Source organism: Enterococcus sp. R12, assembly GCF_058135755.1.
On sequence record NZ_CM176874.1, the window covers coordinates 2570856 to 2588551 of the forward strand.

At 43.3% G+C, this 17696-nt stretch carries 18 protein-coding genes; 8 read left to right on the plus strand and 10 right to left on the minus strand.

Annotation, left to right across the window (positions count from 1 at the left end):
* Nucleotides 1–98 precede the first annotated feature (98 nt).
* Nucleotides 99–1268, minus strand: coding sequence for a pyridoxal phosphate-dependent aminotransferase (locus tag ACTW1R_RS11955; RefSeq protein ID WP_081116389.1), 1170 nt, complete (start codon nucleotides 1266–1268; stop codon nucleotides 99–101).
* Nucleotides 1269–1446: 178 nt separating this feature from the next.
* Here ACTW1R_RS11955 and ACTW1R_RS11960 point away from each other — a divergent pair, with 178 nt between their 5' ends.
* Nucleotides 1447–2166: a DUF2087 domain-containing protein gene (locus ACTW1R_RS11960; RefSeq protein WP_270287782.1), complete on the plus strand. Its 720-nt coding sequence runs from the start codon at nucleotides 1447–1449 to the stop codon at nucleotides 2164–2166.
* A 163-nt stretch (nucleotides 2167–2329) separates the two neighbouring features.
* Here the strand turns inward: ACTW1R_RS11960 and ACTW1R_RS11965 are convergent, their stop codons facing one another.
* From ACTW1R_RS11965 to map, 8 genes are all read right to left on the minus strand, one after another.
* Nucleotides 2330–2857, minus strand: coding sequence for a hypothetical protein (locus ACTW1R_RS11965; protein ID WP_010749742.1), 528 nt, complete (start codon nucleotides 2855–2857; stop codon nucleotides 2330–2332).
* A 101-nt stretch (nucleotides 2858–2958) separates the two neighbouring features.
* Nucleotides 2959–5433, minus strand: coding sequence for a heavy metal translocating P-type ATPase (locus ACTW1R_RS11970; RefSeq protein ID WP_375806546.1), 2475 nt, complete (start codon nucleotides 5431–5433; stop codon nucleotides 2959–2961).
* A gap of 126 nt (nucleotides 5434–5559) precedes the next feature.
* Complete coding sequence (gene copZ / locus ACTW1R_RS11975; protein ID WP_005228873.1) at nucleotides 5560–5769, minus strand: copper chaperone CopZ; 210 nt, start codon at nucleotides 5767–5769, stop codon at nucleotides 5560–5562.
* Nucleotides 5770–5806: 37 nt separating this feature from the next.
* Nucleotides 5807–6253 carry a CopY/TcrY family copper transport repressor gene (locus ACTW1R_RS11980; protein ID WP_008377382.1) on the minus strand — a complete coding sequence of 149 codons (447 nt, stop codon included), beginning with the start codon at nucleotides 6251–6253 and terminating at the stop codon, nucleotides 5807–5809.
* A gap of 141 nt (nucleotides 6254–6394) precedes the next feature.
* Nucleotides 6395–7381, minus strand: a complete 987-nt coding sequence (locus tag ACTW1R_RS11985) for an aldose epimerase family protein (protein WP_121260866.1) — start codon at nucleotides 7379–7381, stop codon at nucleotides 6395–6397.
* 281 nt (nucleotides 7382–7662) lie between these two features.
* The gene (locus ACTW1R_RS11990) at nucleotides 7663–8883 is read right to left on the minus strand and encodes a glycosyltransferase family 4 protein (protein WP_015510147.1); all 1221 of its coding nucleotides are present in this window, start codon (nucleotides 8881–8883) and stop codon (nucleotides 7663–7665) included.
* 19 nt (nucleotides 8884–8902) lie between these two features.
* Nucleotides 8903–9826, minus strand: coding sequence for a YihY/virulence factor BrkB family protein (locus ACTW1R_RS11995; protein ID WP_005228865.1), 924 nt, complete (start codon nucleotides 9824–9826; stop codon nucleotides 8903–8905).
* Between the two features lie 79 nt (nucleotides 9827–9905).
* On the minus strand, nucleotides 9906–10670 hold the full coding sequence (gene map, locus ACTW1R_RS12000) for a type I methionyl aminopeptidase (protein WP_005228863.1): 765 nt from the start codon (nucleotides 10668–10670) through the stop codon (nucleotides 9906–9908).
* Between the two features lie 176 nt (nucleotides 10671–10846).
* On the opposite strand from map, the gene ACTW1R_RS12005 reads away from it, so the two are divergent.
* Nucleotides 10847–11293, plus strand: coding sequence for a flavodoxin (locus tag ACTW1R_RS12005; RefSeq protein WP_015510148.1), 447 nt, complete (start codon nucleotides 10847–10849; stop codon nucleotides 11291–11293).
* Nucleotides 11294–11348: 55 nt separating this feature from the next.
* Here ACTW1R_RS12005 and ACTW1R_RS12010 read toward each other — a convergent pair whose 3' ends face one another.
* The gene (locus ACTW1R_RS12010) at nucleotides 11349–11924 is read right to left on the minus strand and encodes a TetR/AcrR family transcriptional regulator (protein ID WP_005228861.1); all 576 of its coding nucleotides are present in this window, start codon (nucleotides 11922–11924) and stop codon (nucleotides 11349–11351) included.
* 231 nt (nucleotides 11925–12155) lie between these two features.
* Here ACTW1R_RS12010 and ACTW1R_RS12015 point away from each other — a divergent pair, with 231 nt between their 5' ends.
* From ACTW1R_RS12015 to ACTW1R_RS12040, 6 genes are all read left to right on the plus strand, one after another.
* On the plus strand, nucleotides 12156–13391 hold the full coding sequence (locus tag ACTW1R_RS12015) for an aminopeptidase (RefSeq protein ID WP_015510149.1): 1236 nt from the start codon (nucleotides 12156–12158) through the stop codon (nucleotides 13389–13391).
* Nucleotides 13392–13532: 141 nt separating this feature from the next.
* Nucleotides 13533–14180 carry a transcriptional regulator EfaR gene (gene efaR / locus ACTW1R_RS12020; RefSeq protein ID WP_015510150.1) on the plus strand — a complete coding sequence of 216 codons (648 nt, stop codon included), beginning with the start codon at nucleotides 13533–13535 and terminating at the stop codon, nucleotides 14178–14180.
* 9 nt (nucleotides 14181–14189) lie between these two features.
* Nucleotides 14190–15716 (plus strand): glucose-6-phosphate dehydrogenase, encoded by a 1527-nt coding sequence (zwf, locus tag ACTW1R_RS12025; RefSeq protein WP_010749749.1) that lies wholly within the window; start codon nucleotides 14190–14192, stop codon nucleotides 15714–15716.
* A gap of 103 nt (nucleotides 15717–15819) precedes the next feature.
* Nucleotides 15820–16608, plus strand: coding sequence for a bifunctional hydroxymethylpyrimidine kinase/phosphomethylpyrimidine kinase (locus ACTW1R_RS12030; protein ID WP_271812931.1), 789 nt, complete (start codon nucleotides 15820–15822; stop codon nucleotides 16606–16608).
* Nucleotides 16605–17084: an ECF transporter S component gene (locus ACTW1R_RS12035; RefSeq protein ID WP_015510153.1), complete on the plus strand. Its 480-nt coding sequence runs from the start codon at nucleotides 16605–16607 to the stop codon at nucleotides 17082–17084. Before ACTW1R_RS12030 ends, ACTW1R_RS12035 begins: the two co-directional genes overlap by 4 nt.
* A 5-nt stretch (nucleotides 17085–17089) precedes the next feature.
* Nucleotides 17090–17638 carry a TIGR01440 family protein gene (locus ACTW1R_RS12040; protein ID WP_271812933.1) on the plus strand — a complete coding sequence of 183 codons (549 nt, stop codon included), beginning with the start codon at nucleotides 17090–17092 and terminating at the stop codon, nucleotides 17636–17638.
* Nucleotides 17639–17696 lie beyond the last annotated feature (58 nt).

Below are 17696 nucleotides of genomic sequence, written 5' to 3' on the forward strand. Positions count from 1 at the left end.
TTGTAAAGTTCGTCGATTGCCTAAAAAAGCCCCCGCTGCATCCATCAGAGGGGGCTTACTTTATCTAACACTTATGAACGAAAGAAACGTTTGTAGAATCAATTGCTTTGCATATAGCGTGTCAAGCGATCCATCGCTTCCACCAAGTTTTCCATACTTGCCGCATAGCTTAAACGAACATAGCCTTCTGCTTCGGGACCAAAGGCGATCCCTGGAATGATTGCTAATTGATTCTTTTCGGCTAAGTCGACACAAAAAGCCATGGAATCTTGGTTGAAACCTGCTGGTATTTTGGCAAAAATGTAGAATGCACCAGATGGCTTCGCCATTTCAAAACCAAGGGCAGTCATCTTTTCAAACAAGTAATCTCTGCGTTCACGGTAATCGGCTTTCATGACTTCTGCATCGTTGATGCCTTCGATCAATGCCCGCACTGCGGCTTTTTGAGAAATCGTTGAGGCCGCGGTCACTAAGTATTGGTGGACTTTAATGATCTGAGCAGTCAACGCTGCTGGTGCAAAAATGAAGCCGACGCGCCAACCAGTCATCGCGTGAGATTTCGACAAGCCGTTGATCACGATCGTTTGATCCCGCAAGTATTCAGCAATGGACACATGGGTTTCATCATAAGTCAACTCACTATAAATTTCATCGCTAATAACAAAAACGGGGTATTTTTCTAAAACTTCTGCCAATGCTTTGACTTGTTCTCGGGTATAAACGACCCCTGTTGGATTGCTAGGATAATTCAAAATGACTGCCTTGACTTGCTCCCCATGCTCTTTTAAGGCTGCTTCCAAAACTTCTGGCGCTAAAACAAAGTCATTATCCGTCGTATCAAGATAAATCGGTTTGGCATGAGCTAAATGGATGACTGGTTCATAGCCTGGATAAATTGGTGCTGGTAGAATCACTTTATCACCAGGTTCCAGCGTGGCTAATAACGAAGCTGAGATTGCTTCCGTTGCACCGATCGTCACTAATACTTCTGATTGAAAGTCGTAATCAAGCTGATATTTATTTTTCAAAAAGAGACTGGCTGCTTGCCGAACATCTGCTAAGCCTGCCATTCCAGAATAGTGGCTGAAATTTTGTTCGATTGCTTGGACACCCGATTTTTTCACGTGCTCCGGTGTGTTGAAATCCGGCTCGCCTAACGTTAACTTTAAAATATCAGGAATTGAAGAAACCCGTTCATCAAATTTACGAATCAATGAAACAGCTATATTGTACACTTCATGATTGAAGCGTTGGCTTACGTCTGCCATAGTATCACTCCTTTGAATTAAGCAAATTCATTCGCTATTGTTGTTAATCCTAACACAAAAAGGCGACGATTTTAAGCAACGGATGAAATTAATCTAATAACGATAAATCCGTTTGTTTATTTACAAACAAATTCAACTTATGTTAGTATATATCTAAACAACAAAAGGAGAACCCAAAATGAAACCTTATCAAGAGTTTACCCTTTCTGATTATCAGCAAGGATATGTCGCAACACCAACGGATTATTGTTGCGTCTTTTGTCAGGAGACCTTCGACAAAGAAGAAATCTATCCCATTGATGGCGCCTTTTTTACAGCAAAAAAACGAATGATGCAGCATATCACTGAGCATCACGGAACCGTTTTATCCGCATTGTTGACTTTACCCAAAGAACAAACAGGCTTATCAGAGAGCCAACAGGAGATTTTACAACTGTTTGCCCAAGATGTTAGCGACACTGTGATTGCCCAGCGCTTAGGTATCTCTTCTTCGACTGTCAGGAATCATCGCTTTAAGCTAAAAGAAAAACAGCGACAAGCGACTGTTTTTTTAAGCATCATGTCCTTGTTGCAAGATACCCCGTTGCTGCCGCCTCACAAAGGGGCGACGATGCTTGATGATCGCTATGCCATTACGGCTAGTGAAAGAGAAAAGATCATTGCTACTTATTTTGATGAAACGGGGTTTATCAAACAGTTTCCCAGCAAAGAAAAGCGCAAGATCGTTGTCTTGAGTGTACTGGCACAAAAATTTGATCCGAAGAAAAATTATTCAGAAGCTGCCGTAAACGATGTATTAAAGCAAGCGATCACCGATTACGTCACTGTCCGACGTTATTTGATCGAATACGGATTTATGCAACGGACGAAAGACGGGAAAACTTACTGGCTGACTTAAAACCTAGTCTGTAACTGGCTGGAACTTTTGTTGGTTGGATGAGCAATATCTTTCACAGTTTTAAAAAAATTAACAAGCTCCAATATTTTATAGAAAAAAAGACAAAGTACGAACACATCCGTACTTTGTCTACCGTCTGAAACGCTGGGACAAGTTCCAGCGTTTATTTTTCTTTTAGAAAGATTTTTTTGATGATCAATTTATCAAATAATTGCGTTTGATTGTCTTGTTCTCCAATGACTTCAGCGGTCACCGATTTACCATCTTGTTTTTTACGTAGCTGGTAAACGATCTTGCCTGTTTCTTTCAATTCGTTCACCATGTCAACGACACCGCCAAAACCAGTTTTACGAGTGATGAACCCTAACGCCACCATTCGCTCATCTAAATTTTTTGCCGAGATGCTCGCACCGGTGATCAGCGCTTGCCGCATGATTTGTAAGAATTCCTCTAGCCCTGCCACTGGCGGCTGTTCGGGTTCTTCTTCCATCATCGGTCGCTGACGCAAATAATCTAATTCCTGCAATAACGTTTCATACTGCTCTTGTGTCAACATGACCCCCGCCACTTTTTCACGATTGAATACATATACTGCTGTTCCTGCTTCTCGCGCTTGATTAAATACATCCATCGGAGATTTTTTTACTTCAGTAATTGAAGTAGTGGGAACATCCAATTTCTTCAGTTCCATAATCAACGTCCTCCTTGTCTCAACGAACACATTATAGCATAAATCCAGAAGCAGATTATAGAGGTATTTCACTGCTCCTAGGAAAAGAAACAAAAAAGCGGCTAATCGCCGCTTTTTTCGATTGATAAGGTCATTGCATTGATGGCAACGATGATCGTGCTCATAGACATCAAGACAGCTCCGACTGCTGGGTTCAAAATGATCCCGATCGGTGCGAGGACGCCAGCTGCCAAAGGAATGGCAAAAATATTGTATCCTGCGCCCCACCAGAGATTTTGAATCATCTTGCGTCTTGTTTTTTTCGCCAAAGTCAAGAAGTGCAAGATGTCTTGAGGTTCGCTATTCGTCAAAACGACATCGGCTGAATCGATCGCTACATCGGTACCCGCTCCGATCGCAATCCCGATCGTCGCTCTTGCAAGACTTGGGGCGTCATTGATCCCATCGCCTACCATTACGACGCGCTTGCCCTCTTTGACATAGTCACTGACTAGACGTTCTTTATCGTCTGGCAACATTGCCGCATGGAAGGCTTCGATTCCTAGGTAATCGGCTACGGCTTGCGCCGCTTCTTGGTTGTCTCCAGTAGCCATAACTGGTGTGATGCCTAAGTCTTTCACTTTTTGAATAAATTGACTCGCTTCTGGTTTCACCTTATCCCCTAATGCGACGATTCCTTCCACTTTGCCGTCATGAACCAAATAGCTGATGGTATTGCCCTGTTCTTGATAATTTTCCAAGGAGTTCCCTTGATACTGAATGGCTAATTGCTCCAATCCTTTTTGATTGACGATCACCCACTTCTGTCCATCGATCACGCCTTCCAGACCAATCCCTGTCATTGTTTGAACATCAGTCGCCTTTTTGGCTGTGATGTTTTCCTTTTCAGCTTGGGCTAAAATACCTTCTGCGATCGGATGATTGGCGGTTTTCTCAAGACCTGCTAGGTAAGCTAGTACTTCTGATGCAGAAAGACTGCCTGTCGCCTCGATGCCAGTTACGGTAAACGTTCCTTCTGTTAACGTACCGGTCTTATCGAGGATCAGATAATCAACATGATGCGCATTCTCCAGTGCGTTGCGATTTTTTAAGAGCAAGCCATTTTTGGCAGCGATCGATGTCGAGCGAGCAACCACGAGGGGAATCGCTAGCCCTAACGCATGGGGACAAGCAATGACGAATACCGTGACCATTCGATCAAGAGCAGTCGGTAGGTCAGCAACAAACAGCCATACAGCAAATGCCAAGACACCAGCAACTAACGCAATATAAAACAGCCATTTTGCCACTTTGTCCGAAAGTGCTTCTAAGCGGGATTTATCTGCTTGGGCTTTTCGCACCATTTCCATGACTTTCGCTAAGTAGCTGTCTTCCCCAGTTCCTGTGACTTCCATCGTGATGGTACCATTGCCGTTGACAGATCCTCCAATGACAGTACTGCCGACGGTTTTAGGTACCCGTCTGGATTCACCAGTCACTGCCGACTCATCGATTGTTGTTTCTCCTTCAAGGATCGTTCCGTCGGTAGGAATCTTATCTCCTGAGCGAACGATCAACTGTGTTTTGTTGGTCACTTCTTCTAATGGAATCTGTTCTTCTGATCCATCCGCATTTTTCCGAATCACTTCTTTTGGCAATAGTTCTGCTAATTTCTGTAATGCATTGCCAGCATTAGAAACGGCATTCATCTCGATCCAATGGCCCAACAACATGATCACGATCAAAGTCGCTAGTTCCCAGAAGAAATCCATTACATGAGGAACAGCGAGAAAATGATTGGCGATAAACGCGTAAAGACTATAAAAATAAGAAACCGTGATCCCCATAGCAATCAACGTCATCATGGCTGGGCTTTTTTGTTTCAATTCCATTTTCGCACCACTTAAAAACGGCTGCCCTCCATAGAAAAACAGGATCGTTCCTAAAAGCAATACGACCCAATCTGAGCCAGGAAACGTGAACTGAAAGGGCAATTCAATGCCCATCATTGGTGATAAAATGACGATTGGAATCGCCAAAACCAAGGATAGCCAAAACTTTTGCTTAAAATTTCCCATATGCATACTATGATCCATGCCACCCATTCCATGATCCATATGACTATGATTCATACCAGACATCTCATGATCCGTGTGACTATGTTCCATGCCAGACATCTCATGATCCATGTGACTATGTTCCATGCCAGACATCTCATGATTCATGTGACTATGGTTCATGCTAGAGATCTCATGGTCCGTGTGACTGTGATCCATGCCAGATATCTCATGGCCCTTGTGGCCGTGATCCATGCCAGACATCTCATTACCCTTATGGCTATAATCCATGCCAGACACTTCATGATCCATAGGACCATGGTTACTATCGGAACTTTCATGCTCCTGCTGTTTTGATGTCGCCTTGTGATGATCCATCCCATTCATCTCATGGCTAGGCTCAGGGACTTCTGTCACTTGTGATTGCGCATGTTGCTCTTTTCCCTGTGTACCATTATCCCGCTCATTCAAAGCAGGTTCATGCCTATGATGGCTTGACGTCTGACTATTACTTGCGGAAGACGTTTTTTTCTGATTCATCCTAGTATTCCCCTTCCTATTTCACTGAATGTGCGTACAGTCTTGCTCCTTCATACAAAAGCTTCAAGCGGCTGGACACTTTTCATTTGTTTTGATTTTTCATTTTCACTTTAGCAATTCCATTGCTTACTCAAATACCCCTTGATAACCCGCTTCGGTGACCGCATTGACTAAGGCTGTTTCTGTCACTTGCGACTCGTCAAACTTGACTGTTCCGCGAGCTTTTTTCAAGTCCACTTTGGCTTTTTTCACACCCGGTACTTCACTAAGCGCTTTTTCAACTTTTGCGGCACAATGGGCACAATTCATTCCGCTGATTTGCATGTTTTTTTTCATTACGATTCCTCATTTCTTTTAACAGTTCGTTGGCTACTTATTTTGTTGCATGGGTTTTGCATTGGCACTGACCAGGAATACAATTACATGAGATCGCTGCTACTGGCACTTTTTGGTCGACTGCTGCTTGGAGCATCGCCAAATCTTCTGCCGTCAATGCTGCTTCTTGGATCATTTCTGCTAATGTCTGCCCAACTTTTTTGGCACAAATATGAGAAAAAAGATTCTCAGCTGCGCTGCGAACGGTTGCTTCTTCGGAAACAAGCGGCGAATAAACAAATTTTTTCCCTTGGCTTTCTGTTTTCAATACGCCTTTTTTGACGAGTCGTCCTAAAAGCGTCTTGACCGTTGCTGCTTTCCAATTTTTATTTTCGCTCAATAAAGCGGTGATCTCTTTCGCGTCAGATTGTCCTAATGTCCAGATCACACGCATGACTTCCCATTCAGAATCGCTGATTTTGATTGGTTCGACCACAGATTGCATTTGTCCACTTCCTTTCATAAGTGATTCACATTTTTAAGTTTACATCTGTAATCGGATTTTGTCAAAAAAAAGCATCGCCAAACTTTCTGCGTTTTGACAATGCTTTTTTCTATTTCATTAAAAATGATTTGGTTCCTATGCTTAAAAGTGGACCTGATACGTCGTCACAGAGTGGAAGGGTTCTTCTGGACGCAACACGATCTCACCAAAGTGGGTAAATTTCTCAGAGCCAGGAACACCTTGTGTTTCGATCGCCATCCCGCCATGATTGGCAAAAGGACCAGTCTTCATTGATGCACCAGCTTCTCCCTCACCCGTTGTGTAAATAACAACGGCAGGACGGTCAGTAGTTACAGTCAGCTGCACTTTTTGATCGGGACTGGTTACTTTTAGATCCCACTCTTGCGTATGGTCTAATAAGAACGGATCATCCAACATCGTCGTTCCCATCGGGCGTTCTTGTCTAAAATCAAACTTTGTGCCTGCGACAGGCGTTTTTTCACCGGTCGTCGTCACATCGTCATTCGTTTCAGCCACATGTTCGGCATTGATTTGAACCAAGTGGTCATCGATCGGCTGTTGGGTATCACCTGTCAAATTGAAATAACCGTGGTTCGTTGGGTTAAATAAAGTCGCTTTGTCAGTGTTGGCATCATAAGCAAGCAATAGTTCATTGTCATTCGTCAACGTATAGGTGACTTGATAACGAACATTCCCAGGAAACCCGCCATCGCCATCTTGCCGTGTGGTAGTAAAAATCACCCCAGCTTTGTCTGCTTCTTCATAGGTTTCAGTGATCCATGTATCAGTATCCAGCCCCTTTGAACCGCCATGAAGCGTATTGCCGCCATCATTGTCTTCCGTTTGGTATTCTTGTCCGTCGATCTCAAAGCGAGTACCTGCGATCCTTCCCGCCACAGGGCCGATCGTTGCGCCATAATAACGTGCTTGGCGATGTCCTTCGATCGTGTCATAACCGACCACAATGTCGCGACCTTCTTCTACTGGAACGACCCAATCCAATAAGCGTGCGCCTTCAGGACTTAGCCTTACGATGGTACCGCTATCATTGGAAAGCTCATAAATTGTTCCCATTCTTTCTGACGTCAGTTGTTTCACATTTGGCATTCGTTCATATCCTTCTTTCTTTGATTAGTCTGCTGCTCTTTTTAAGTATAGACGTTTAGGGCTAGATCCGTCAATTCAAGACGGAAGAATTCGACAGGAAATAATGTTTGTCTGACCATTTTCAAACAAACAAAAAGCGGCAAGCATCGCCAACGGATTGATCGAATCATCGACAGCTGATCATAAGAGAACGCGCTAGAAGAAGCACTGACTCCTCCTGACCTTCAACGATCACTCGTATTCATCTCACCTGTTGGACACCTTTGCCGCAACTGTATCGTTTATTTTTTGTGTTTTGCTTGGTAATGTTTTCTCTTTCGTCGCTTTTCCTTGATTTGAGAAGCGCTAGCAGCTAAATCTTCGCTTTCCTCTTCTTGCTTGTCTTTTCTCTTTTCCGCTCGCGCCTTCAAGACTTTTTGCCTGAATCGACGGTTTCCAAGAAACTTCAGCGCGCACATGAGTGGTTGACGATTTTCTCCCACCAAACCAATCAACTCGATAAACAATTCGATGCCAAAACCTGTACTAATGATCAGCAAGATGATTGCGGTGTTACTGGCATAATTCATCAATAATGCAATAAATGAAAAAACCATCGCCAAGGCATAGATCGTCAAGACCGTGCCACGGTGGGTAAACCCTAATGAAAGTAAGCGATGATGCAAGTGCATCTTATCTGCTGAAGAGATCTTTTGTTTATTGAATTTTCTACGAATCATCGCATAGACGGTATCGGTAATGGGTACCCCTAAAATCAACATTGGGGTGATCACTGTAATGAAGGTCGCATTTTTTAAGCCTTGCAACGATAGGACGGAAATCATGAAACCTAGAAAAAGTGCCCCAGTATCGCCTAAAAAAATCGTGGCTGGATAAAAATTGTAAGGAAAGAAGCCTACGATCGCGGCAATCAATGTAAAAATCACCATCGGTACTTCAACGGAGTTTGGTAAAAAGAAGTAACTAATGATCCCAATCGTTGTCAGACTGATAATGGAGACCCCACTCGCTAGACCATCTAAACCGTCAATCAAGTTGACCGCATTCGTGATCGCCAAAATCCATAGGATCGTCATAGGTAAGCCTAACCAGCCCAAGTCAAAAACCCCGAGATAAGGGATCGAAACCGTGCTGATTTTGATGCCAGCAACAAAATAGATCTCCAATGCCGCTAACGTCAAACCCAGTGTTTTTTGCAGGGGCGTCAACTCAAAGATATCATCCAATAATCCAGTAACTACGACGATGGCTGCACCTAAAAGCATCGGCCAGACATAGTCAAAAGGAATCATTGCACGGAATTCCCAAAGCAATGCAAAAGAGAACGAAAGAAAAATACTCAGTCCCCCTGCGGTCGGCATTGTCTTGGTGTTGATTCGGCGATCTCCTGGTCGATCGACTGCGCCGATCTTAAAAGAGATCAATTTAATGATCGGTGTTAGGATTAAAGACACGATCATTGTTATAAATAAGCGCATTACAAATTTGAATGCAAAATCCATCGTTTATTCTCGCTTTCCGTTATTTCTCTTTATTGGTAAATGTATCTTCGATTTTCGAAGAAATCCGCTGAACAGGATCTGTTCGTTCTTTGATCTCTTGTCCCGACACATACTCTTCTACCACTGCGTTGATGATTCCACCCAAGATAATAATCGTCGCAGCAAGATTCAACCAGATCATTAAAACAATAAAACTTCCAATAATTTGATAGCCAATGATTTTCGCAGCAAAGTAACGGGCGTATAAGCCAAACACTTGTGACAGCAACATCCAGCCAATCGTTGCAAAGATCGCCCCTGGCAAAGTCGAACGCAACTTGACCTTTGCATTCGGCACTAACCAATAGATCAGCATCATGATAAACAGCAAAGCAACGATCGTGACTGGCCATTTGACTGTTTGGAACGTATCGATCAGATTGTCTTGAAACTTAAAAATCGGCTGCAAAAAATCAAGAATGATTTTTCCAAGCCCAAATACCATCGTAACACCAACGATCGCAATCATAAAGAGCAGGATGATCACAAATGATACTGCGCGCACCACGATAAAATTGGAACGTTGGTCCACACCGAAGGCTTTGTTCATCGCAATTTGCAAGGCATTGATACTTTGACTCGCAGACCACAACGCAGCCAAGGCGGAAATCGATAACAACCCGCCAGAGCTTGTGGTGAGGAGGTTTTCGATCGCTGGTCCGATAAAGTCATAGATTTGACTAGGGATCAATTCTTGTACATAAGATAAAACCGTGTTCGGATCAATCGATAAATAAGGCAACAGATTTCCCAGCGCAATCATTAACGGGAAAAGTGAAAGCAATAAATAGTAGGCGACGACGACCGATGTGGTCCCCATCTCTGAATCGGTTATTCTATTTTGCGTTGTTTCAATGAAACGCATCAGCTTTTGATTGCTTTTTACTTTATCAACGATTTTCATGTTTCTTCCTCCGCCAGCGAATCATCTGCCTTTTTTTCTTTGTCATACGTAACAATCAGAAGTCTCCTACCGCCAAAATTTAGTAGGTTCCTTCTTCTCCTTGAGAAGTCAAAATGCGTGGCCCTTCTTTGGTGATCGCCAAACTATGTTCGTATTGGCAACTTAAGCCACCATCTAGAGTATAGGCGGTCCAGCCGTTAGGATCCATTTTCATTTTCCACGTCCCTGTATTGATCATAGGTTCGATGGTAATAACCATTCCTTCTTTTAAACGTAACCCTTTGCCGGCTTCTCCGTAGTGAGGAATCATCGGACTTTCATGGATCGTTGGACCAATGCCGTGTCCAACGAAATCGCGCACGACACCGTAGCCTTCTTTTTCCGCATAGGTTTGAATGGCATGACCGATGTCACCGATTCGGTTGCCAACTTGGGCTTGTTCGATTCCTAGATACAACGCTTTTTTGGTTACTTCCATTAAACGATCGATCTCAGGCGTCGAGTTTCCTACCACATAACTCCAGCAAGAATCAGAAATGGCGCCTTTTAAATCAATACACATATCAACTTTGATCAGATCGCCATCTTTCAATGGTTTTTTTCGGGGGAACCCGTGACAAATCTCATCGTTGATACTGCAGCAAGTGGCATATTTGTAATCTTCAAAACCAATTTGGGCGGCAATTCCGCCATGGCTTTCAATATAATCTCTGACAAACACTTCGATATCCCAACTGGTGATACCAGGTTTGATGAAGCTGCGTAATTGTTTGTGGACATCTGCTAACAGCGCGCCGGATTCGGCCATGCGGTCTATTTCTCTGGCAGATTTTAATGTAATCATGTTCTCGTCTCCCTTAATTAAATTCCTCTTATTTTACCATAGAAATCCCTTATTTTACAAAATTCACAGACATTGTAAAGAGTTTTTCAAGTTTTGTTTTCAATCTTTCGTGCATTTGCTATAATCTGTAAGAGAGTTTTCCTTGAGAATAGGAATGAGATTGGAGGAAAAAGCCCATGGCTTTAGCAAAAATCGTCTATGCGAGTATGACGGGGAATACGGAAGAAATTGCAGATATCGTTTCTGAAGCCCTTGAAAATCTTGACATGGAAGTTGAAATGAATGAGTGTACCCAAGTGGATGCCGATGAGTTTGAAGACGCCGATATCTGTATCGTCGCAACCTATACATACGGTGACGGTGAATTGCCTGATGAGATCGTCGATTTTTACGAAGATTTGCAAGAACTTGATTTAAGTGGCAAAATCTTTGGGGTCTGCGGCTCTGGCGATACGTTTTATGATGACTTTTGTAAGTCCGTCGATGACTTTGAAGCCGTCTTTAGTAAGACAGGTGCAACAAAAGGGGCAGATAGCGTCAAGGTCGACTTGGCTGCGGAAGAAGACGATATTCAAAACTTAGAAGCCTTTGCCAAAAAGCTAGCGGAAGCATTTGCAGAATAAAACAAGAAAACCTCTGACAAAATCACTTGATTCTGTCGGAGGTTTTCTTGTTTGATTAATGATAACTGATATCGATGGGTGTTTCTCTTGCTAAAATATTATCGGTGGTTTCCGTCATCAGCTTAGCAATCTGATCTTCTGTGGGATGAATGATCCCCGAAGACATCAATGCCGCTAAGCCAGTAGCGACGATCCAGACACCAGTATGCAAGGACTGTAATTTCACGTCCGATAGATCTTGATACTTTGGTTCTTTTTTCACTGATTTCACAAAAAGGTCAAATGAAAACTGCTGCATGGAATCCCCACCACCATGCTCTTCTAAGTATAGCGCTCGGTATAATCGTTTTTCTTTATTTGCAAAGCCAATATAATTTAACGTTAAGTCAACGATGACATCTCCCCGTCTTTCAACTGGAAAAACTTCTGTCGCTAAGTAGTCGTAAATCTGATTGATCAATGCATTTTTTAAGTCATCCATATTTTTAAATTCTAAGTAGATCGGTTGCGTTGAACATTTCATCTTCGCTGCGATATTGCGTGCGGTAAAACGTGTAAATCCTTCGGTTGCGACAACTTCATAGGCAGCTTTTAAAATCTGGTCTCTAGTAATAGTTTTCTTTCTTGCCATAATTTTTTAATCTCCTTAATTCTGCTATACATCGCTTTCAGAAATACCTTTTACTTATTGTATCATGTTTTTTTAAGTTTGCAAAAAAACTTTTAAAATTATTGCCCCTAGTGTTTCTAGTTTTTCAATTTGAAGACCTCTGTTTTTTTGCTCTCTTTTTCGTTTGTTTTCAAAAATACTTAGTGCTATCATGAAGACAGTTATAATTTTAGAATAAATGGAGGAATTTTAATGGTTTTACCAAACTTTAATCAGAACCTTGAAAAATATGCCCAACTGATCACAGAAGTTGGTGTAAATGTCCAAAAAGGGCACACCATCGTCATCCAAATCGCCGTGGACCAAGCACCGTTAGCTCGACTATTGACAAAAAAAGCGTATGAGCTAGGCGCTGACGAAGTAATCGTTCAATGGACCGACGATGTGGTTCAAAAAGAATTTCTTGCGCATGCAGCTGAAGATCGTTTGTCTACGATCCCTCAACACAAAATTGATCAAACAGAAGATTGGGTAGAAAAAGGTGCGAGCCGCATCAGTGTCGTTTCTGCCAATCCCGATGCGTTAGCGGGCGTTGACTCAGATCGGGTCGCCGCTTTCCAAGCAGCTTCTGGTAAAGCGATGATGAAACTGCGTCAAGCAACACAAGCCAACAAAGTCAGCTGGACCGTTGTTGCTGCTGCAGGTCAAGATTGGGCACAAAAAGTGTTCCCTGATGCTTCCCCAGAAGAAGCACAAGACAAGCTTTGGGATCAAATTTTCAAAACGACGCGTATCTACGAAGAAGATCCTGTTGCTGCTTGGAAAAAACATGATGAAACGCTGCAAGTCAAGGCAGAAGAATTGAACAAAGAACAATTCAGCGCATTACATTATACAGCACCGGGTACCGATTTGATCATCGGCCTACCAAAAAATCACTTGTGGGAAGGTGCTGGCAGCTACAACACCCGCAATGAAAAATTCATGGCGAACATGCCGACAGAAGAAGTCTTTACTGCCCCAGATAATCGTCGCATCGATGGCTATATTTCAAGTACGAAACCATTGAGCTACGCAGGAACGATTATTTCTGGCATGAAATTCACCTTCAAAGACGGTAAAGTCGTGGACTTTTCTGCAGAACAAGGCGAAGAAGTGTTAGGCAAATTGCTAGCGATCGATGAAGGAGCGAAATCTTTAGGTGAAGTCGCTTTAGTCCCTGACCCTTCCCCTATCTCACAATCTGGCATCATCTTCTTCAATACGTTGTTTGATGAAAATGCCTCAAACCACTTGGCTTTAGGATCCGCTTATGCCTTCAGCTTACAAGGCGGCACTGAGATGAGTGAAGAAGAACTGGCAGCGGCTGGTTTAAACCGCAGCCAAACCCACGTAGACTTCATGGTCGGCTCTGACCAAATGTCCATCGATGGCATCAAAGAAGATGGCACCACAGTTCCTGTCTTCCGCAATGGTGATTGGGCTTAATAAAAAGGCTGAGGTGGAGTTGCTCCCCTCGGTCTTCTTTTTACATAGAATATTGAGAACCGGCGGCTTTTTTCATAGTAATCAGCTGGCTTTTTTGATAAAATCTACTTTGATAGTCTTTGATAAGAGAGGATGGATCCGATGACACCAAATCGTGAAGATTATTTAAAGCTCATCTTAGAGCTTGGTGGTGACCAAAAGAAGATCAATAACAAACAAATCGTGTCAGGTCTGGACGTCTCAGCAGCTTCAGTAAGTGAAATGATTTCAAAATTATTAAAAGAAGGCTTAGTGGAACATTCACCTTATCAAGGGGTACAGTTGACTGAAACTGGTTTAGCTTCTGCAAGTGCCCTCATTCGTAAGCATCGTTTATGGGAAGTCTTTCTTGTAGAGCACCTGCATTATTCATGGAATGAAGTTCATGATGACGCAGAAGTTTTAGAACATGTCACCTCAGAAACGTTGGCGAGCCGCTTAGAAGCCTACCTTGATCATCCTCGGTATTGCCCGCATGGGGGAATGATTCCTGAACAAGGAGAACTCATTCACGAAGGCGAAAAAAACACCATGAGTTCTTATCCGGTAGGAACCAAGATTCGTATCGCCCGTGTCCTTGACGAACGAGAACTGCTGGATTATCTCGTTTCGATCAAATTGAATATTCATGAAGAATACGAGATCATCGATGCGGCAGCATACGAGGGTCCGATTACGATCAAAAATGACACAAAAGAAATTGCTGTCAGCTACAAAGCCGCCAGCACGATTTTTGTCGATAAACTGTAAGGAGTGAAGATGATGGAAAAAAAGGTCCTTTTTACGATTTTTGGCGGTACGGGCGACCTTGCCCAACGCAAACTATATCCTTCTTTGTTTCGGTTGTACAAAAAAGGCGATTTGAAAGAAGATTTTGCAGTCATTGGTACTGCACGCCGGCCTTGGTCGGATGAACACTATCGTGAAGTGGTGATGGGTACGATCAAAGAGTTGAGTGACTCACAAGAACAAGCAGAGACATTCGCTTCTCATTTCTACTACCAATCACATGATGTAACAGATACGAGCCATTATGATTCATTAAAGGATTTGGCGGAAACCTTAGATCAGAAATACCATTTAGAAGGCAATCAGATTTTTTACTTAGCAATGTCCCCTAATTTCTTTGGGACGATCGTTTCTCACTTGAAATCCCAAGGAATGCTGGATACTGACGGCTACCATCGGGTGATCATCGAGAAACCGTTTGGAAGCGACTATAATTCAGCAAAAGAATTGAATGAAGAGATCAATCAAGTCTTTACGGAACAAGAAATCTACCGAATCGATCACTATTTAGGAAAAGAAATGATCCAAAATATTTCTGCGATTCGTTTTGCCAATAACATTTTTGAGTCAATGTGGAACAATCGTTACATTGACAATGTTCAGATCAATATCGCAGAAAACTTAGGCGTAGAAGAACGCGGCGGCTATTATGATAAGAGCGGTGCCTTGAAGGATATGGTCCAAAATCATATTCTGCAGATTCTTTCCTTATTAGCCATGGAACCGCCAGTGGCTTTTTCTGAAAAAGAATTACGGACAGAAAAAATCAAAGCCTTAAATGCGATCCGTATCTACTCCGAAGAAGAAGTGAAACAACACTTCGTACGTGGTCAATACGATAAGGGACAATTAGAAGACAAGAAATTTGTTGGCTACCGTGAAGAAGCCAATGTGGATGAAGAATCGGCAACGGAAACCTTCGTTGCTGGGAAATTTTTGATCGATAACTTCCGCTGGTCCGGCGTACCATTTTATGTACGCACTGGGAAACGGTTGACGGAAAAAGGCACTCGCATCAACATTGTCTTTAAACAAGTCCCAGTCAATGTCTTTAAGCAAGACCTGAATGAACAAAAGCAAATCGAGAGTTTGGCACCGAATGTGCTGACGATTTACATTCAACCGACGGAAGGCTTCTCTCTTTCCTTGAACGGAAAAGAAATTGGCCAAGGGTTTGAGACATTGCCAGTGAAGCTCGATTACCGAAATAGTACTGAAATCGTCGAAAACACCCCTGAAGCTTACGAAAAACTAATTCTAGATGCCTTGAACGGTGATGGCACTAACTTTACCCACTGGGATGAAGTTGCCCAATCTTGGCGCATCGTTGATGTGATCCGTCACGCTTGGGACCAAGAAACACCTGATTTTCCAAATTATGCCGCAGGAACGATGGGCCCCCAAGCAGCCTATGATCTCTTAGCTGCCGATGGCTTTGAATGGATCTGGCGTCCCGATGAATGGTATCGTGAGCGAGATTTACTAAATGAGAAATAAGCAAATGGTCAATTGGATGAGGAAAAAACATCCAATTGGCCGTTTTTCTTTTTTACCGACTGTTTATAATAGAAAGAAATGAGAAATGAAAGGAGCAGCAGACATGAAACAAGTCTTATCGATCGCCGGTCTCGACAGTTTGGCAGGTGGCGGCATGACGGCTGATTTGAAAACATTTGAGGAATTCGGGGTGTTTGGCCATGCCCTATTAACATGTGTGGTCGCCATCAAGGATGATCTTATGTTCCATGATTTCCCTGAGCCTGTGATCCAAGCACAGCTGGATTCACTGCGCTCGGTCGTATCCCTAGATGCAATCAAAATCGGGCTGCTTCATCAAACGGCCATCATTGAATTGCTGCGAGATTTTTTACAAACATTTACCGGACCGATCGTGCTCGATCCCGTTCTCGCCTTCAAAGAAGGAGATACTGCCTTTAACCACTCCTATCAAGCAGGATTGATCTCATTGTTTCCTTACACAGCATTAGTGACACCTAATCTGCTCGAAGCACAACACTTATCTGGACAAAGCATTACCTCTTTAGCAGAGATGAAAACGGCGGCAAAAAAAATCCATGCGCTTGGTGCCCCAAATGTTCTGATCAAAGGTGGCAGTCGACTAACTGGGGAAACAGCCTATGATGTTTTGTATCAAGAAGGACAATTTACCGTTTTTGAGGCAGAAAAAAGTACGCGAACCACAACCAACGGTGCTGGCTGTACCCTCTCATCAGCGATTGCCGCAATGCTTGCTAAAGGCACTTCGTTGGAAGCAGCTATCCAAACCGCAAAAGCATTTGTTTGGGCAGGGATTGAAGACGGTTTGCCTTTAGGTACCTCTGGCAACGTCAATCAGCTCGCCTATTTTAAAAAGGAGGAACACCTATGAAAGTAAGAAACCTAACGACGATCGCTATGCTGACGGCACTCACGTGTGCACTTTCTTTGACCTTTATCATTCCTGTTCCGCAAACGAAGGGCTTTGTGACCTTATGTGAAGCAGGGATCTATATCTCGGCCCTTTTGTTCGGACCTAGCGCGGGTGCCTTCGTCGGTGGAATGAGCGGCGGCATCATTGATTTTCTATCAGGTTACCCTGAATGGGCCTTCTTTTCCATCGTGATCCATGGTGTGCAAGGCTGGATCGTAGGTAGAATGAGCCATCGGCCACTAGCAGCCGTCATTGTCGGCAGTTTAATCATGATCGCCGGCTATGCAGCAGCAACGGTTTTGCTATTCGGTTTAGGCGCTGGGATCGCCTCGATCCCAAGTAATTTGATCCAAACGGTCTTTGGCAGCATCGTTGCTTTACCCCTGACGCATGCCTTGCGCCGCACGAAAAAGTTTTCTTTAAATGAAAGGTGATTCTTATGACAGATATCAATCAATTAAAAACGGATTTAACTACGATCGTTGAAGAAGTCATTACGACAGCGAATGTTGGTGAAAATGATCTTTTTGTCCTTGGTTGTTCAACAAGTGAAGTCGTGGGCGGCTTGATTGGCAAAAATTCCAGTCAAGAAGTAGGCATGGTTATCGTTGAAACACTACGAGCGATCTTGCGTCCCAAAAATATTCATTTAGCCGTTCAAGGCTGTGAACATCTCAATCGGGCTTTAGCTGTTGAGCGTGAAACGGCTCGACTATATCAATTAGAAGAAGTCGCAGTAGTGCCCCAGTTGCATGCAGGCGGTGCTTGCTCAGTTGCCGCTTTCCAGCTGTTCGATGAGCCTATGGAAGTGGAGCACATAGTAGCAAAAGCTGGCATCGATATTGGCGACACAGCAATCGGCATGCATGTCAAACATGTTCAAATCCCGATCCGTCCCTCTATCAAGTCCCTCGGCGCTGCCCATGTCACAGCTCTGGGATCACGGCCCAAATATATTGGTGGTCCTCGTGCGCATTACGCACAATAAGCGAATCGTATAATAATCGAAAAGCCCTCATCAAAAAGAAAAAGCATGCTTTTGCGTG

Excerpts from the sequence above, each read along its gene's own strand:
- ACTW1R_RS11955 (WP_081116389.1), bottom strand. The coding sequence starts at position 1,268 with ATGGCAGACGTAAGCCAACGCTTCAATCATGAAGTGTACAATATAGCT.
- ACTW1R_RS11960 (WP_270287782.1), top strand. The coding sequence starts at position 1,447 with ATGAAACCTTATCAAGAGTTTACCCTTTCTGATTATCAGCAAGGATAT.
- ACTW1R_RS11965 (WP_010749742.1), bottom strand. The coding sequence starts at position 2,857 with ATGGAACTGAAGAAATTGGATGTTCCCACTACTTCAATTACTGAAGTA.
- ACTW1R_RS11970 (WP_375806546.1), bottom strand. The coding sequence starts at position 5,433 with ATGAATCAGAAAAAAACGTCTTCCGCAAGTAATAGTCAGACGTCAAGC.
- copZ (WP_005228873.1), bottom strand. The coding sequence starts at position 5,769 with ATGAAAAAAAACATGCAAATCAGCGGAATGAATTGTGCCCATTGTGCC.
- ACTW1R_RS11980 (WP_008377382.1), bottom strand. The coding sequence starts at position 6,253 with ATGCAATCTGTGGTCGAACCAATCAAAATCAGCGATTCTGAATGGGAA.
- ACTW1R_RS11985 (WP_121260866.1), bottom strand. The coding sequence starts at position 7,381 with ATGCCAAATGTGAAACAACTGACGTCAGAAAGAATGGGAACAATTTAT.
- ACTW1R_RS11990 (WP_015510147.1), bottom strand. The coding sequence starts at position 8,883 with ATGGATTTTGCATTCAAATTTGTAATGCGCTTATTTATAACAATGATC.
- ACTW1R_RS11995 (WP_005228865.1), bottom strand. The coding sequence starts at position 9,826 with ATGAAAATCGTTGATAAAGTAAAAAGCAATCAAAAGCTGATGCGTTTC.
- map (WP_005228863.1), bottom strand. The coding sequence starts at position 10,670 with ATGATTACATTAAAATCTGCCAGAGAAATAGACCGCATGGCCGAATCC.
- ACTW1R_RS12005 (WP_015510148.1), top strand. The coding sequence starts at position 10,847 with ATGGCTTTAGCAAAAATCGTCTATGCGAGTATGACGGGGAATACGGAA.
- ACTW1R_RS12010 (WP_005228861.1), bottom strand. The coding sequence starts at position 11,924 with ATGGCAAGAAAGAAAACTATTACTAGAGACCAGATTTTAAAAGCTGCC.
- ACTW1R_RS12015 (WP_015510149.1), top strand. The coding sequence starts at position 12,156 with ATGGTTTTACCAAACTTTAATCAGAACCTTGAAAAATATGCCCAACTG.
- efaR (WP_015510150.1), top strand. The coding sequence starts at position 13,533 with ATGACACCAAATCGTGAAGATTATTTAAAGCTCATCTTAGAGCTTGGT.
- zwf (WP_010749749.1), top strand. The coding sequence starts at position 14,190 with ATGATGGAAAAAAAGGTCCTTTTTACGATTTTTGGCGGTACGGGCGAC.
- ACTW1R_RS12030 (WP_271812931.1), top strand. The coding sequence starts at position 15,820 with ATGAAACAAGTCTTATCGATCGCCGGTCTCGACAGTTTGGCAGGTGGC.
- ACTW1R_RS12035 (WP_015510153.1), top strand. The coding sequence starts at position 16,605 with ATGAAAGTAAGAAACCTAACGACGATCGCTATGCTGACGGCACTCACG.
- ACTW1R_RS12040 (WP_271812933.1), top strand. The coding sequence starts at position 17,090 with ATGACAGATATCAATCAATTAAAAACGGATTTAACTACGATCGTTGAA.